We start from the raw sequence: 14,379 nt of genomic DNA on the forward strand, positions 1-14,379 counted from the left end.
CTATTATTGACATTGAACTTTTTGAAAGTGTCAACCTCAAATGTGATCCTGAAAGGGCTGTTGAACTCAGAGAACAATACCCCGGAATTGTGCCTGGGTACCATATGAACAAAAAACATTGGAATACCGTGAAATTTGATGGATCGGTTTCAGATAAGTTGGTTTTGGAATTGGTGGACCATTCTTACGACCTGATTTTTAATAGCCTACCAAAAAAAATCAAAGAAAGCTTTTCTGATTTATGAGCTACCTCAAAATTGATTCCATTCAAAAAAGCTTTCAGGAAGGAATTCCTGTCATCAAAAACTTTTCCCTCGATATTCCAAAAGGACAGATCATATCCTTGGTTGGAGAAAGCGGTTCAGGCAAAAGTACTTTGCTTAGGATTATCGCCGGATTGGAAAGCAGGAATGAAGGAGAGGTTTATCTGGACGGAACCAGAATCCAAAATCCCAAGGAACAGCTGGTTCCCGGAATTGACGAAATCCAACTCGTTTATCAGGATTACCACCTTTATCCCAAATCAACTGTCGAGGAGAATATCTTGAGGCCTTTGCTACTTTTTGACAGAAAATACAAGGAAAGCAGATTGGAAATGCTGTTGGAGTTGTTGGGGTTGAAAGCCTTCAGGGACAAATTCCCCAGACATCTCTCCGGTGGACAGCAACAAAAAGTTGCGATCGGAAGGGCATTGAGTGTGGAACCTCAGGTATTGTTGTTGGATGAACCATTTTCGAGTTTGGATACCATTCAGCGTAGGGAGTTGATCGGTGAACTAAAAAGCATGTTCTTGAATCTTGGTGTTACCGTGCTTTTTGTTACCCATGACCTAGACGACGCCTTGCAGATGACCAATGACTTAGTGATCATGCAGAAGGGAAAACTGATTCAAAAAGGACATCCCGAGGAGATTTTTTCCAAACCAAAAAACCTGTACGCAGCAAAGCTTTTCAGCCATTTGAATCCAATTCCAAATAAAGAAAAAACTTATATCCGGCCTTCAGATATCCACCTTTTCAAAACCAGTGGCATTCCAGCCAAAATCATCGAAAACCTCTACTTGGTACATTACAACCAATTGATGGTCAAACTACCTGATGGCACTGTGTGGAAAGTGGAAGATAAAAAGAGGATTTTTGAAAAAGGTGAAAAAGTGTTTTTGAAGTGGGAGGAGTGGAAGGAAATAACCTTTTCCAAAGTTTAGGACCTTGGAAAAGGTTTAATCATTAAACTCAATGCTGATGTCCGTGGTCTCCGTGAACGTGGCCGTGGTCAAGTTCCTCTGGAGTTGCTTCCCGTACTTCAAAAACCTCCCCATCAAAGTGCAGGTCAAAACCCACTAAAGGATGGTTGAAATCCAACAAAATCTCTTCACCCAAATCTTTCAGCACTTTGGCTTGCATCGGATAGCCGTTTTCATCTACCAGTGGAAGGAAATTGCCTTCTTCCAGCATTTCCGGTTCAAATCCTGCCTCAGCAGAAAATTGTGCTTTCGGTAAAGCCATGATCATTTCATCATCTGGTTCGCCATACGCATCTAATGCAGGTATGGTAAAATTGAAACTTTCACCTTGGGATTTCCCTGCCAAAAGTTCTTCAAACTTCTCCGGCAATCCACTGAATCCGAATATAAAGTAAAATGGATCTTCATTGTCCCTGACCTCCACACTGAATGGCACAGATTCGATTTCGTCTTCTTCTTTGCTGACTTTAAGTTCGTAGGTCAGTCCAACTACTGCATTTTTTACTATTTCCATGATGAATGAATTGATGTCAAAATATTTTTATTTGATGGCGCCGTTGATCATGACTGCCAATATGCTGAGCATGCTGAGAACGAAACATCCAAACACCCAACCCCATTTTTGTTTGTAAGTCATGACGATCGATGTGATGAATATCAGGCCAAAAACCAATCCGAATACCAACAAGACCTTCAGATAAATTTCCTCGGAAGCATGAAAGTAGGGGACCTCTGTTTTTTCTACAGGCTGCAGCACCAATTCTTCTCCAAGCAATTTGTAACCTATCCACTCTCTCCAATAAGAATAAGTAAATATTCCTGAGGAGATGATGGCTGCAAAAGCGATGAAGAAGCGGTTCATGGGGAAATAGTTAATGGTTATTGAGTTATTGGCAATTGGAAACCTAATAACCTGATAACCTTCCAACCTTTTAATTTTTCAATTTTCAAATCTTCCAATTTTCCAACCCTTTCAAATCACAATATTCACAATCTTACCTGGAACCACGATAACCTTTTTGGGAGCAATTCCTTCGGTCCATTTCAGAACTGTTTCGTCTTTTAGAGCAGCCTCTTCGATTTCTTCTTTTGTCAATGAAAGTGGGAGCAATAACTTTGCCCGCATTTTACCATTGATGGAAACGGGATATTCGTGGCTGTTTTCTACCAAAAACTCCTCTTTGAATTCAGGGAAAGAAGCAAATATGATCGACTCTTGATGACCTAATAGGGACCAAAGTTCCTCTGCGATATGTGGCGCATAAGGAGAAACGATGACAGCCAAAGGTTCAAGGATTTCTCTTTTGTTGCATTTCAAGGCAGAGAGCTCATTTACACAGATCATAAAGGAAGCTACCGAAGTATTGAAGGAATAATTTTCCAAATCCTCCTGCGTCTTTTTGATGGTTTTGTGAAGGGTTTTGAGTTCTTCTTTGTTTGCTTTCTCTTCAGAAACTTTGAATTCCCCGTTGGGATCTTGATAAAGTCTCCAAAGTTTTTTGAGGAATTTGGACACCCCATCTATGCCGTTGGTATTCCAAGGCTTGAATTGCTCCAAGGGCCCAAGGAACATTTCATACAATCTCAGCGTGTCGGCACCATATCTTTCGATGATGTCGTCAGGATTGACCACGTTGTATTTGGACTTGGACATTTTTTCCACCTCCGCACCGCAGATGTATTTCCCGTCTTCCAAGACAAATTCAGCATCCGCCAAATCCGGTCTCCAAGCTTTGAATTTCTCGATGTTCAATTGGTCATTGTTGACAATATTTACATCAACATGCATGGCTGAAGTTTCATATTGCTCCTTCAAGCCATGGCTGACAAAAGTATTTGTGCCTTTGACTCTATAAACAAAATTAGACCTCCCCTGAATCATTCCCTGATTGATCATCTTTTGGAAAGGTTCCTCGATACTTACCGCTCCGATATCATACAGGAATTTGGTCCAAAACCTCGAATAGAGTAAGTGTCCTGTAGCGTGCTCGGCACCTCCAATATATAGATCTACCGAACCCCAATAGTTTTCCTTTTCTTTGGAGACAAACTTTTCAGTATTTCTTGGATCCATGTAACGGAAGAAATACCAGCTTGAACCTGCCCATCCCGGCATGGTGCTCATTTCCAAAGGAAATTCACCTTCAGTGGTTTTATAAGTCCATTCTTTCGCCCTTCCGAGCGGTGGTTCGCCATCTTCGGTAGGCAAATATTTATCCACCTCAGGCAAAACCAAAGGCAGGTCTTTTTCTTCCATCAGGTAAGGCAGACCGTCTTTGAAATAGACAGGAAGCGGCTCTCCCCAATATCTTTGACGGGTAAAAATTGCATCCCGCATCCTGTATTGGATTTTACCTTTTCCGATTTTCTTTTCTTCCAAAAATTCGATTGCCTTGTTCATTGCATCTTTCATTTCCATGTTGGAGATGAAACCTGAATTGATGATTGTTCCCCCTTTTCCCGGAAAAGAACCGTTTTCCATGCTTCCTTCAATCACTTGTCGGATTTCCAATCCAAAGTGTTTTGCAAAGTTGTAATCCCGCTCATCGTGCGCCGGTACGGCCATCACGGCCCCTGTACCATATCCCGCCAATACATAGTCGGCAACCCAGATCTGGATTTCCTCCCCGTTGAATGGATTGATGGCATATGATCCTGTAAAAGCACCGGAGATGGTTTTGACATCTGACATCCGGTCTCTTTCTGATCGGTTTTTGGCAGTCTCGATATAAGCTTCTGCGGTTATTCTTTGGTCTTCAGTGATCAGTTCGCTGACATAATCATGCTCTGGAGCCAAGGCCAAATAGGTCACACCATAGATCGTATCTACCCTCGTTGTAAATACTTTGATCAGTTTGTCCTGGCCTTTGACCTGAAAAACCATCTCAGCACCGATGGATTTGCCGATCCAATTGCGTTGCATTTCTTTGATGGGTTCAGACCATTCCACTGTTTCCAATCCTTGGAGCAACCTGTCGGCATATGCGGTGATTCTCATGCTCCACTGCATCATTTTCTTTCGCTCTACGGGATAGCCTCCTCTTTCAGAGAAGCCGTCTTTCACCTCATCATTGGAAAGCACCGTTCCCAAAGCCGCACACCAGTTGACGGTAGTTTCTGCCAAAAAAGTCAAGCGGTATTTTAACAATATTTCCTGTTGTTCTTTTTCGCTGAAACCGTTCCATGCTTCCGCGGAAAACTCCGGGGCATCTTCATCGGAAACCGCATTGATACTCGCATTACCCTTGGCTGAAAACTTTTCTACCAAAGAGGCAATACTCTTGGCTTTGTTTTCATCCTTATCATAATAGCTGTCGAACAGCTGCATAAAAATCCACTGAGTCCACCTATAGTAGCTAGGGTCAGAAGTTCTGACTTCCTTGTCCCAATCAAAAGCGAATCCGATGTTCTTGAGCTGTTCGGTATATCGCTGTATATTTTCCTCAGTGGTAATGGCAGGATGTTGTCCTGTCTGGATCGCATATTGCTCAGCAGGAAGTCCAAAAGAGTCATAGCCCATGGGGTGCAGGACATTGTATCCCTGTAATCTTTTATACCTTGTGATGATGTCAGAGGCGATATACCCAAGCGGATGACCCACATGTAATCCAGCTCCGGAAGGATAAGGAAACATGTCTAAAGAATAAAACTTGGGTTTGGAGTGATCTACTTTGGCATTGAAAATCTGGTTTTGCTCCCAGTATGTTTGCCACTTTTTTTCTGTTTCCTGAAAATTATAATCAGCCATTATTGAATAATTGCGTTGCTTTTTAAGAATTGCTTGCAAAAATAGAAAAAATCACGGGAATAGGCTGACATTCCCTTATTTGCTTTGATGTATAAGTCTAGATGAAACTATCCAAAATCCATTTACTTACTTTGGATATTAGTCTTTACTCCTGATGGATGAATTTTAAGATTTGCATTTATTTCTTTAAAAATCTCAAATCTCAAATCTCAAATCTCAAATCTTTGATTTTACCAGAACCTGAAGCTCTTTTCATTTACCCTATTTCTGAAAATCCAGTTATCCCAAATATCTGACGATAGATAAATCTCTAGTCCCACATTTATTGACAAAAAACCGTCGAACCGCTCATCCAAACCTGAACCTCGGCGGATTCTTCCTCCGTTATCAAGGATTTTTTGTACATCGGGTTCGCCGTTGTCTTTGTAGAAGGCTGGATTTCGGACGGCAAGTCTTAACCTATCCGGTCTCGGGCCATCTCCGTTCACACCGTAGTCGGTGACCAGATCTTGGTAAAATTCCTTGATGTTGTAAGCGCTAACATCATCCAAGTAATCTGTGAGGGTCCACCTATAGTTCATTTCAAAGGTAAGGTCAGTGTATACATTCAATTTGTACTTCATCCCGATTCCCGTTGGAAAAACCATGATGTGTTTGCTATATGGATTATTTTCCAATTGAAGTGGGCGAAGGGCTACCCATGTACCGTTCAACTCCGCCTGTGGATCATTGCTTGACACACCTACACCTGCAAAACCATAAAAGTTAATAAAGCTTCTTGTAATGTTGTAGACTTTGACCGGCTTTAGGTGGAATTCGCCTACCACACTTGCCTCCCAGTTTCTTGCCCTAAAGTGCAGGTTTCTAGGTTCGCGAAAACTCCTCGGGTCAGCAGGAGGATCTTGTCCTGATATCTGATAATAGGTAAACTCTGCCCTGCCCCTGATGTATGTCCCCAATGTTCTTCTCACAGCAAAGTTGACATTCCAATCGGGTTGGATCCCTTCATTGTACTTCCATAGTGAATATAATTCCCCAAAATATTGGGTTGGCCCGGCAGCTACAGCCACTGACCATGGAGCATTAAATCTGTACCTATTAAAGCTTTGCGAGGAAGCTTCAAACGTCATTATTGAAAAAAGAAAAAATAAAACTAGATTTCTCATTTTATGAAAATAAAATACCGGTGGGTGATATTGAATGCGAGATTTTGATTTTTGGTACGTAAATAAATATAAAAAGAATCAATAATTCAATAAAAAATTTAAAGGTATGACCTGTGGATTAGACTGTTAATCGGTAAATCGAAAATGGAGTAAAAGCGGTCTTTGAAGGATTGTTTCTTGTTATTCACACAAAAAATATCTTAGTCCCCTTAAAAATGATTTTGGTGTGAAAGTGAATGATCCATTTGGTAAGTTTTCACTTGAAAATCTGATACAAATGAATTTAAAATTTATGAGGTATTTTTGGTTAATTTTGTGCCATGAGTAAGCAAAAAGAAGAATTAGAGCACCGACTGAAGCTACGTAATATCAAATTGTCAGACTATGATGACATTCGTGAAATCATGGTTACCATATATAAAGACCAGGGCGGGGCTTGGACCAGACAGGAATTAAAAAACCAGATCAAGGCATTTCCCGAAGGTCAGATTTGTATAGAAGATAATGGAAAAGTGGTCGCCGCAGCCCTAAGTTTGGTGGTCGATTATACCAAATTCGGAGACAACCATACCTATGATCAGATTACAGGTTTTGGCAAATTTGATACACATGACAACGACGGAGATACCCTATATGGAACTGATGTTTTTGTCCATCAGGAATACAGGGGAATGCGATTGGGAAGGAGGCTCTATGATGCCAGAAAAGAGCTTTGCGAAAACCTGAACCTGAGATCCATCATTGCCGGAGGAAGGATTCCCGGATACTCCAAATATGCTGATCAGATGACACCAAGAAAATACATTGACTTGGTGAAGAGCAAAGAAATTTTTGATCCTGTACTTTCTTTCCAGCTGGCCAATGAATTTCACGTAAGGAAAGTGATCACCAAATACCTTCCCGAAGATACCGATTCAAGAGCCTATGCCACACTTTTGGAATGGATCAATATCTACTATGAAAAGGATGAAAAGCTTATAGGCAACAAAAAATCAATTGTCCGCTTGGGATTGGTACAATGGAAAATGCGTCGCTTCAACAACGTAGATGACCTGATGCAGCAGGTAGAGTTTTTTGTGGATACCATTTCAGGCTATAAGTCAGATTTTTGTCTCTTTCCTGAATTTTTCAATGCGCCTCTTTTGGCAGAATTCAATGACATGGATGCCTCTGAGGCAATCCGGAATGTTGCAGATTACACAGACGAAATCATCAGCAGGATGAGGGATCTCGCACTTTCTTACAATGTGAATATCATTGCAGGAAGCATGCCGGAATATGATGGGAAGAAGCTTAGGAATGTGAGCTATCTCTGCCGGAGAGATGGAACTACCGACAAACAGTACAAGCTACACATCACACCGGATGAGCAGGCATATTGGGGTCTTCAAGGAGGTAACGGTATCAAAGTTTTTGATACTGATGCAGGCAAGATCGGGATTTTGATCTGTTATGATGTGGAGTTTCCTGAGTTAGGAAGAATATTGGCCGAACAGGAAATGGATATTCTCTTTGTGCCTTTCTGGACAGATACCAAAAATGCATACCTCCGTGTCAATACCTGTGCGAAAGCTAGAGCGGTAGAAAATGAATGCTATGTAGCCATTACAGGTTCAGTAGGAAACCTTCCCAGGGTGGAAAATATGGATATCCAATATTCCCAGGCGGCAATATATTCCCCTTCTGATTTTTCCTTTCCACACGATGCTACAGTGGCCCAAGCTTCAGAAAATGCTGAAACGACTATCGTTGCTGACGTTGATCTGGACCTTTTGACCAAGCAGAGGAAAGCAGGAAGTGTAAGAAACCTCGACCAAAGAAGACTTGACTTATATTCTATCCAGTGGAAGAAAAAGAAATAAAATGCAAAAGTACCTTTCAGGAATAACCGAGGAAATCTCATTTAAGGCAGAAAAAATCAAATTGCTCATCACTGATGTGGATGGAGTGTTGACTGATGGCGGAATCATCTTCGATGACAATGGTTTGGAATACAAGCGCTTTAATGTCAAAGATGGCTTTATTGTATCACAGCTCCGTAAAAACGGGATTCTTGTAGGGGCAATTACCGGTAGAAATTCCAAAGTGGTAGAAAACAGGTGTGAGGAACTTAACTTTGATTTTCACTACCATGGTGTGCGTGACAAAGCCCAAAAATTAGTGGAGATCCTTGAAGTATTGGAAATACAGATCAACGAAGTTGCCTTTATCGGAGACGACCTCATTGATTTGCCCCTTATCCAAAAAGTCGGGTTCTCAGCTTGTCCCGCAGATGCCCTTCCATATATCAGTGCGCATGTAGATTTTATTTCCTCACTTAATGGCGGGCAGGGAGTTTTCAGAGAAGTGGCAGATTCAATTTTACAATCAAAAGGACTTTTGTCTGACATCATAGACAAATATCTCAACCAATAATATGAACAAGTTTACCCAACCAATGAAAATTGTCGATGGGGTAGTTTTGGGAACAGGTAGGCCTGTTTTATTTGCAGGGCCTTGTGCAGTTGAAAGTTTTGATATCTGCATCGAAATAGGGAGTTCTATCAAAGAATATGCTGATAAACTTGGATTTTCATATGTTTTTAAAGCTTCATTCGATAAGGCTAACCGGACATCTTTCTCTTCATTCAGAAGTATTGGGATGGATAAATCATTGGAAATACTCCAAAGAGTGGGTAAAACACTTGAAGTTCCTTTGGTCACTGACATCCATGAAAGCTATCAGGCAGCAGAAGTTTCTGAAGTGGTGGATGTGCTACAGATTCCTGCTTTTCTTTGTAGGCAGACTGATTTATTGCTTGCAGCTGGTCTAACAGGAAAAGCTGTAAAAATCAAAAGAGGTCAGTATATGGCTCCTGAAGACATGCAGTATGCAGTCTCCAAGGTCCGGTCAACAGGGAATGAAAATGTATGTCTTACAGAGCGGGGGTTTTCTTTGGGTTACCATAATCTCGTGGTGGATATGCGGGCACTTCCGATCATGAGGCAATTTGCACCGGTGGTATTTGACATTACCCACAGTGTGCAGCAGCCTGGAGGAATGGGAGGTAAGAGTGGTGGACAAAGGGAGTTTGCTCCTTATTTGGCTAGAGCTGCCGCTGCTACAGGTGTTGACGGGTTCTTCATAGAAACTCATCCCTATCCTGCCAAAGCACTAAGCGATGGCCCTAATCTGATTCCCTTGAATAGGATGAAGGATTTTCTGACCATGCTGAAGGAGGTTTGGGAACTCGGTCAAAAGTTTCAGGATTTTTCATTAAAATAAGAGTTAATTTTCCCCGAATCCCAAATCCCAATAAGATGAGAAGAATTATTTTAGTATTCTTTTTGAGCATATTCCAAATGGCTCTTTTTGCGCAACAAGCCCCAGAAGAGAATAGTATAGATTCATTTATCCGGAGGTATTTGGAGACCAGCAGCCCTGAGGAAAAACCCACAGTAGTAGAAAATGAGCTTTTCAGTACTGTTGTGATCCATAGGTTTTATGGGGAAAGGAATTTTGCACCGGCATGGGTTAAGGAACAAAGACTTCCGGAAATTGCCTATGAAATGCGCTATGAAATCGGCCAAGCTAAGTTTGATGGCTTGAATCCTCGTGATTATCACCTTGAGGCCATCAATGCTTTTTTTGAAAAATATGAAGTAGCAAAAAAGGATGGTAAATTATTGACTTCAAATGAATTGGCGGCTGTAGATGTACTGCTGACAGATGCCTTTATCATGCTTTCTTCACATCTTTTTTTGGGAAAGGTAGATCCGGAAAGCCTCAAAACAACATGGAGTATTCAGCGGAATGTACCTGAACTCATGATTGACAGGAAGCTTAGTGCTGCTATCCGGTCCGGCAGCCTAAGAGCAACTATTGAGGGATATTACCCCGCCTTTTCTATTTATAAGAAAATGAAGGATGGGTTGAGGCTATTGTTTGACGAGCAAAAAAGATTTGAGAGTGAGCCGGTTGCCGATTGGAAAAATCTCAAAATAGACAAATCAATCAAACCTGGAGACTCCCATAACCAATTGCCTGAAATAAGGGACAGGCTTTATTTTTGGGGATTTCTGAAACTTTATCAGCCTATTGAAGAAAAATCCTATGACAGCCTGATGGTGGATGGGATCAAAAAGATCCAAAAAAGATTTGGTTTGGAGCCAGACGGAGTGATTGGTCAGGGGACAATCAAGGCACTCAACCAGAAACCATTGGATTTAATTGCCACTGCCTCAGTCAATCTGGAGAGGTTAAGGTGGCTTCCTGATACCGTCAAGGACATTGAATTGATCTTGGTCAACACGGCAAATTTTCAGCTTGATTTTATTCAAAAATTGGATACGGTAATGACTTCCAAGGTGATTGTAGGGAAGAGCTACCATTCGACTCCCCAGTTCAGTGCGCTGATGTCTTACATTGTTTTCAGCCCTACGTGGACAGTTCCTACATCCATCACCCGAAATGAGCTTTTTCCTAAAATGAAAAAGGATCCTGCTTACCTTTCCAAAAATAATATGGAACTGTTGAATTCATCGGGAAAAACTGTAGATCCGGCTTCCATAGATTGGGGCAAGGTCAGTGCCAGGACTTTTCCCTACACAGTCAGACAAAAACCCGGAGAGCGAAATTCTTTGGGTCTTGTCAAGTTTATGTTTCCAAATGTTAATAGTGTTTATATCCACGATACACCTTCGAGAAGTCTTTTTGAAAGAGAGGATAGGGCATTGAGTCATGGTTGTATCAGGATCCAACGGCCTTTTGATTTTGCGAAGATTTTACTTTCCCATGATCCTACCTGGACAGATGAAAAAATTAACGCCGCCATGCACCAGACCAAAGAGCAGACAGTAAATCTTAACAGGAAAATTCCTGTAGCCATCATTTACCTTACTTATTGGTCGGATTCTCGGGGAAACCTATTTTTTAGAAATGATATCTACGATAGAGATGGGGAAATCTTTACAGCTCTTAAAGAACCCAGGACAAAAAAATCAGGCATTTAAAAATTCTGATTTGCCTAGATACTCTTTGTCTTTGCCATAAATAAAAAGAAGAGATTGCTCTTTGATCATGTCAATAACCTCATTTGCAATTTCATCAGGTAATGCAGGACAACCCAAACTTCTGCCCAACCTTCCTGTTTGTTTGATGAAATTTTCGCGGGCATAATCCGCGCCATGAATGACGATGGCACGCTCCCTTGCATTGTCATTAAATCCTTTTTCGAGACCATCCAGCCTCAGGGAGTATCCATGTTTGCCTTGGTAAGTTTCCCCTGTCAGGTAAAATCCAAGACTGCTCATATAGGAGGAATTTACATTAGAAAATTTTTGTGCCATCAGTTCGCCAGAATTTCTCCCATGCGAGACGAACCCATGATGTAGGATCAAACCATCTTCCATATCAATAATCCAAATCCTTTTGGCAGTGGAAGGCAAGGAGAAATCTATAACAGTAAGTGGCTTGCCCGGGGAAATTTTCCCCTCTTCTTTTAATTTCAGATATCCTTTGATGCCGTAGGACAAAATCTCACGTTCCGGAATTACCATGTCCAAATTGGCAGAATTTGAGTTGACAAGCTCCATAAAATTATTCTCGAGAGAAAGATCTTTGAGTATGGAAGAAGGAAAACTGTTGGCAAAGAAGTAGGTGGAAATAGAGCTACCAAGCAATAGAATAAGAACTAATGTGAGTTTCCGCATTACATTTATTTGAAAGTCTGGAGGTTACGTGTCAAATTGTCTAACGTACTAAACGCAATTCAAGTGCCATAAAATTCCCAATTGCTGAAATAATTTTCAACCTTTAATTTAAACTAAATTCAAAAGTAATTATTTGGAACTGTTTCCATACTGATAAATGTTAAAATGCATGATTTATTTTAGATAGAAAATATTCGCAAAAATTATAGATATTCCTGTCTGATAATCAATAGCTTAAAATTTTTGTTTAAAGAAATTAAATAAATATTAAACAAAAATTCAATTCCCCCTGTTTGGATAACAATGAAAGTAGCAGTATATAGAAAAGAGCATTTTAATGCAGCTCACAGGTTACATAATCCTGAATGGTCAGCAGAAGAAAATGAGCGTGTATTTGGAAAGTGCAACAACCCCAATTTTCATGGTCATAATTACGAGTTGATCGTTAAATTATTAGGTCCCATAGATCCCGGTACAGGTTATGTATATGACATGAAGATCTTGAGTGATTTAATCAAATCACATGTGCTAAATAAATTTGATCATAAAAATTTAAACTTAGATACAGATGAATTCAGAAATCTTAATCCAACAGCGGAAAACATTGCTGTGGTTATTTGGAATATTTTAAGAAATAAAATCGACACAAAATACGACTTAACGATTCGACTATATGAAACAGAAAGAAACTTTGTTGAATACGATGGGAATTAATCTTTCTCAATCTTATGACGAAATGGGGGATGAACATATCGGGACTTCCCACGATACTCCACTGAGAGAAGATGCTTTTGAGATGGATGACGAGCTCAAAATGGAGCTAATAGAAAAGCATTTCAGAGAAATAATGCATGTTTTGGGTCTTGACCTCACAGATGATAGCCACAAAGGAACGCCTAAGAGAGTGGCTAAAATGTATATCAAAGAAATTTTCAGTGGACTTGATCCGAAGAACAAACCCAACGTCAAACTTTTTGAAAATAAATATAAATACAATGAAATGTTGGTAGAGAAGGACATTACCTTCTATTCCAATTGTGAGCACCATTTCGTTCCGATAGTCGGAAAAGCGCATGTCGCTTATATATCCAATGGTACTGTGATTGGGCTATCCAAAATCAACCGAATCGTGCAGTACTTTGCAAAAAGACCACAAGTTCAGGAAAGATTGACGATGCAGATCGGAAATGAATTGAAGGAGATGCTCGGAACAGATGATATTGCGGTTATTATTGATGCACATCACATGTGCGTCTCGAGCAGGGGGATTCAGGACGTGAACAGCGCCACTGTCACCTCATTTTACAGTGGAAAATTCGAAAAAGATGAACATTCAAGAAATGAGTTCATGAAATATATCAGCATGAAGTGATAAAGATTGAAAACTAAACCAAACTAAACCGGGACTTTGATCCCGGTTTTTTTATACCCTGAAATTTTCAAACATTTTTTTCACAAAACGATTTTATAATAAAAGGAATTATGAATAATAAAAACATTGTGGTCATCGGCGGCAACTCCGGTATCGGAAAGTCAATCGCTGAAAAACTTGAAAGTGTTGGGGCAAATATTTTTGTATACCACCGTTCGGGAGAAGGTGCAGAGCGACTTGATGTCACAGCCAAATTTGAAACCATTGAAGGACTTCCTGAGGTAATTGATGGGTTGGTTTATTGTCCGGGAACTATCAATCTGAAGCCGTTCCATAGATTTTCGATTGAAGATTTTCAAAAGGATTATGAAGTCAATGTTTTAGGAGCGGTCAAAGTATTGCAGACGTGCCTCAAGGGGCTAAAAAAGTCCGAATCAGCTTCTGTGGTACTCTTCAGCACCGTTGCTGTGCAGGTAGGGCTTGGGTTTCATTCTTCTATTTCCAGCGCCAAAGGCGCAGTCGAAGGGCTTGCAAAGTCTCTTGCGGCAGAATGGGCGCCCAATAAAATCAGGGTAAATGTTGTAGCACCTTCTTTGACAGACACGCCTTTGGCCTCAGCACTTTTGGGAAATGATGATAAGAAAGAGGCTTCAAATAAAAGACACCCATTGGGGAGATATGGTCAGCCAGAGGATATTGCAGGGGCTGCGGTATTTCTGCTTTCCAATGAAGCATCCTGGATGACAGGACAGGTTTTGCACCTCGATGGCGGGATGTCTTCAATCAAAGGCATGTAATTTCAAAGATTTCAAACATTTAGTGCAAATTATTGTAGTAGAGTTGGGTATTCTCCCTAAGTATAAAGTATTAAATATTATGAGAACTCCACCAGAATCATTTTTGATTTTCAAGGAAGAACTGGAAAAAGCCAGACTAGAAAAGGAAAGGCTTGAGAAAGAGTATGAGTCTAAATTACGAGAAATGAACAGAGAGCTCTCAAGGTTGAAGGAACAGATTCATTCTCAACAAGAGCTCATCAAGACAACCTTGGAATATGCCATACGTCTTGAAGAGAATCTAGGTAGCTTTAAAGAAGAAGTTACAAATGGTAAAAACATGAAAAATCGGTCGTTTCACTAATTTCAATCCCAGACACCAT

The 14,379-nt window shown here is 40.6% G+C and carries 15 protein-coding genes; 10 read left to right on the top strand and 5 right to left on the bottom strand.

The genetic code is table 11. The features are described from left to right. Together ACZFYI_RS01080 and ACZFYI_RS01085 are read left to right on the top strand one after the other, a co-directional pair. The coding region (locus ACZFYI_RS01080) for an MmcQ/YjbR family DNA-binding protein (RefSeq protein WP_462522271.1) at nucleotides 1–245 on the top strand (245 nt) is incomplete at its 5' end. Beyond that, nucleotides 242–1,204, top strand: coding sequence for an ABC transporter ATP-binding protein (locus ACZFYI_RS01085; RefSeq protein ID WP_462522272.1), 963 nt, complete (start codon nucleotides 242–244; stop codon nucleotides 1,202–1,204). The genes ACZFYI_RS01080 and ACZFYI_RS01085, both read left to right, overlap by 4 nt. 28 nt (nucleotides 1,205–1,232) lie before the next feature. Here the strand turns inward: ACZFYI_RS01085 and ACZFYI_RS01090 are convergent, their stop codons facing one another. From ACZFYI_RS01090 to ACZFYI_RS01105, 4 genes are all read right to left on the bottom strand, one after another. Beyond that, complete coding sequence (locus ACZFYI_RS01090) at nucleotides 1,233–1,757, bottom strand: FKBP-type peptidyl-prolyl cis-trans isomerase (RefSeq protein WP_462522273.1); 525 nt, start codon at nucleotides 1,755–1,757, stop codon at nucleotides 1,233–1,235. 27 nt (nucleotides 1,758–1,784) lie between these two features. Next, the gene (locus tag ACZFYI_RS01095) at nucleotides 1,785–2,105 is read right to left on the bottom strand and encodes a hypothetical protein (protein WP_462522274.1); all 321 of its coding nucleotides are present in this window, start codon (nucleotides 2,103–2,105) and stop codon (nucleotides 1,785–1,787) included. A gap of 111 nt (nucleotides 2,106–2,216) precedes the next feature. Next, a complete protein-coding gene (gene leuS, locus ACZFYI_RS01100; protein WP_462522275.1) occupies nucleotides 2,217–4,991 on the bottom strand; it encodes a leucine--tRNA ligase in 2,775 nt (924 codons plus the stop codon). Nucleotides 4,992–5,221: 230 nt separating this feature from the next. Then, entirely contained in the window at nucleotides 5,222–6,121 is a 900-nt protein-coding gene (locus ACZFYI_RS01105) for a hypothetical protein (protein WP_462522276.1), read from the bottom strand. A gap of 356 nt (nucleotides 6,122–6,477) precedes the next feature. Between ACZFYI_RS01105 and ACZFYI_RS01110 the strand changes: the two genes are divergently transcribed. From ACZFYI_RS01110 to ACZFYI_RS01125, 4 genes are read left to right on the top strand one after another with little or no spacing between them, the layout of a single operon-like run. Continuing rightward, nucleotides 6,478–8,019: a GNAT family N-acetyltransferase gene (locus ACZFYI_RS01110; protein ID WP_462522277.1), complete on the top strand. Its 1,542-nt coding sequence runs from the start codon at nucleotides 6,478–6,480 to the stop codon at nucleotides 8,017–8,019. A gap of 1 nt (nucleotide 8,020) precedes the next feature. Continuing rightward, on the top strand, nucleotides 8,021–8,572 hold the full coding sequence (locus ACZFYI_RS01115) for a KdsC family phosphatase (RefSeq protein ID WP_462522278.1): 552 nt from the start codon (nucleotides 8,021–8,023) through the stop codon (nucleotides 8,570–8,572). A 1-nt stretch (nucleotide 8,573) separates the two neighbouring features. Then, complete coding sequence (gene kdsA, locus ACZFYI_RS01120) at nucleotides 8,574–9,422, top strand: 3-deoxy-8-phosphooctulonate synthase (protein WP_462522279.1); 849 nt, start codon at nucleotides 8,574–8,576, stop codon at nucleotides 9,420–9,422. A gap of 35 nt (nucleotides 9,423–9,457) precedes the next feature. Beyond that, complete coding sequence (locus tag ACZFYI_RS01125; RefSeq protein ID WP_462522280.1) at nucleotides 9,458–11,149, top strand: L,D-transpeptidase family protein; 1,692 nt, start codon at nucleotides 9,458–9,460, stop codon at nucleotides 11,147–11,149. Here the strand turns inward: ACZFYI_RS01125 and ACZFYI_RS01130 are convergent. After that, the gene (locus ACZFYI_RS01130) at nucleotides 11,138–11,848 is read right to left on the bottom strand and encodes a murein L,D-transpeptidase catalytic domain family protein (protein ID WP_462522281.1); all 711 of its coding nucleotides are present in this window, start codon (nucleotides 11,846–11,848) and stop codon (nucleotides 11,138–11,140) included. The genes ACZFYI_RS01125 and ACZFYI_RS01130 overlap by 12 nt on opposite strands. A 303-nt stretch (nucleotides 11,849–12,151) precedes the next feature. On the opposite strand from ACZFYI_RS01130, the gene ACZFYI_RS01135 reads away from it, so the two are divergent. From ACZFYI_RS01135 to ACZFYI_RS01150, 4 genes are all read left to right on the top strand, one after another. Further along, the gene (locus ACZFYI_RS01135; protein WP_462522282.1) at nucleotides 12,152–12,562 is read left to right on the top strand and encodes a 6-pyruvoyl trahydropterin synthase family protein; all 411 of its coding nucleotides are present in this window, start codon (nucleotides 12,152–12,154) and stop codon (nucleotides 12,560–12,562) included. Further along, nucleotides 12,522–13,220 carry a GTP cyclohydrolase I FolE gene (gene folE / locus ACZFYI_RS01140; RefSeq protein WP_462522283.1) on the top strand — a complete coding sequence of 233 codons (699 nt, stop codon included), beginning with the start codon at nucleotides 12,522–12,524 and terminating at the stop codon, nucleotides 13,218–13,220. The genes ACZFYI_RS01135 and folE overlap by 41 nt, the downstream gene beginning before the upstream one ends. Before the next feature lie 110 nt (nucleotides 13,221–13,330). Then, nucleotides 13,331–14,017, top strand: coding sequence for an SDR family NAD(P)-dependent oxidoreductase (locus ACZFYI_RS01145; RefSeq protein ID WP_462522284.1), 687 nt, complete (start codon nucleotides 13,331–13,333; stop codon nucleotides 14,015–14,017). A gap of 79 nt (nucleotides 14,018–14,096) precedes the next feature. Beyond that, complete coding sequence (locus tag ACZFYI_RS01150) at nucleotides 14,097–14,360, top strand: hypothetical protein (RefSeq protein WP_462522299.1); 264 nt, start codon at nucleotides 14,097–14,099, stop codon at nucleotides 14,358–14,360. The last annotated feature ends 19 nt before the right edge of the window (nucleotides 14,361–14,379 follow it).

The organism is Aquiflexum sp. (assembly GCF_977115555.1).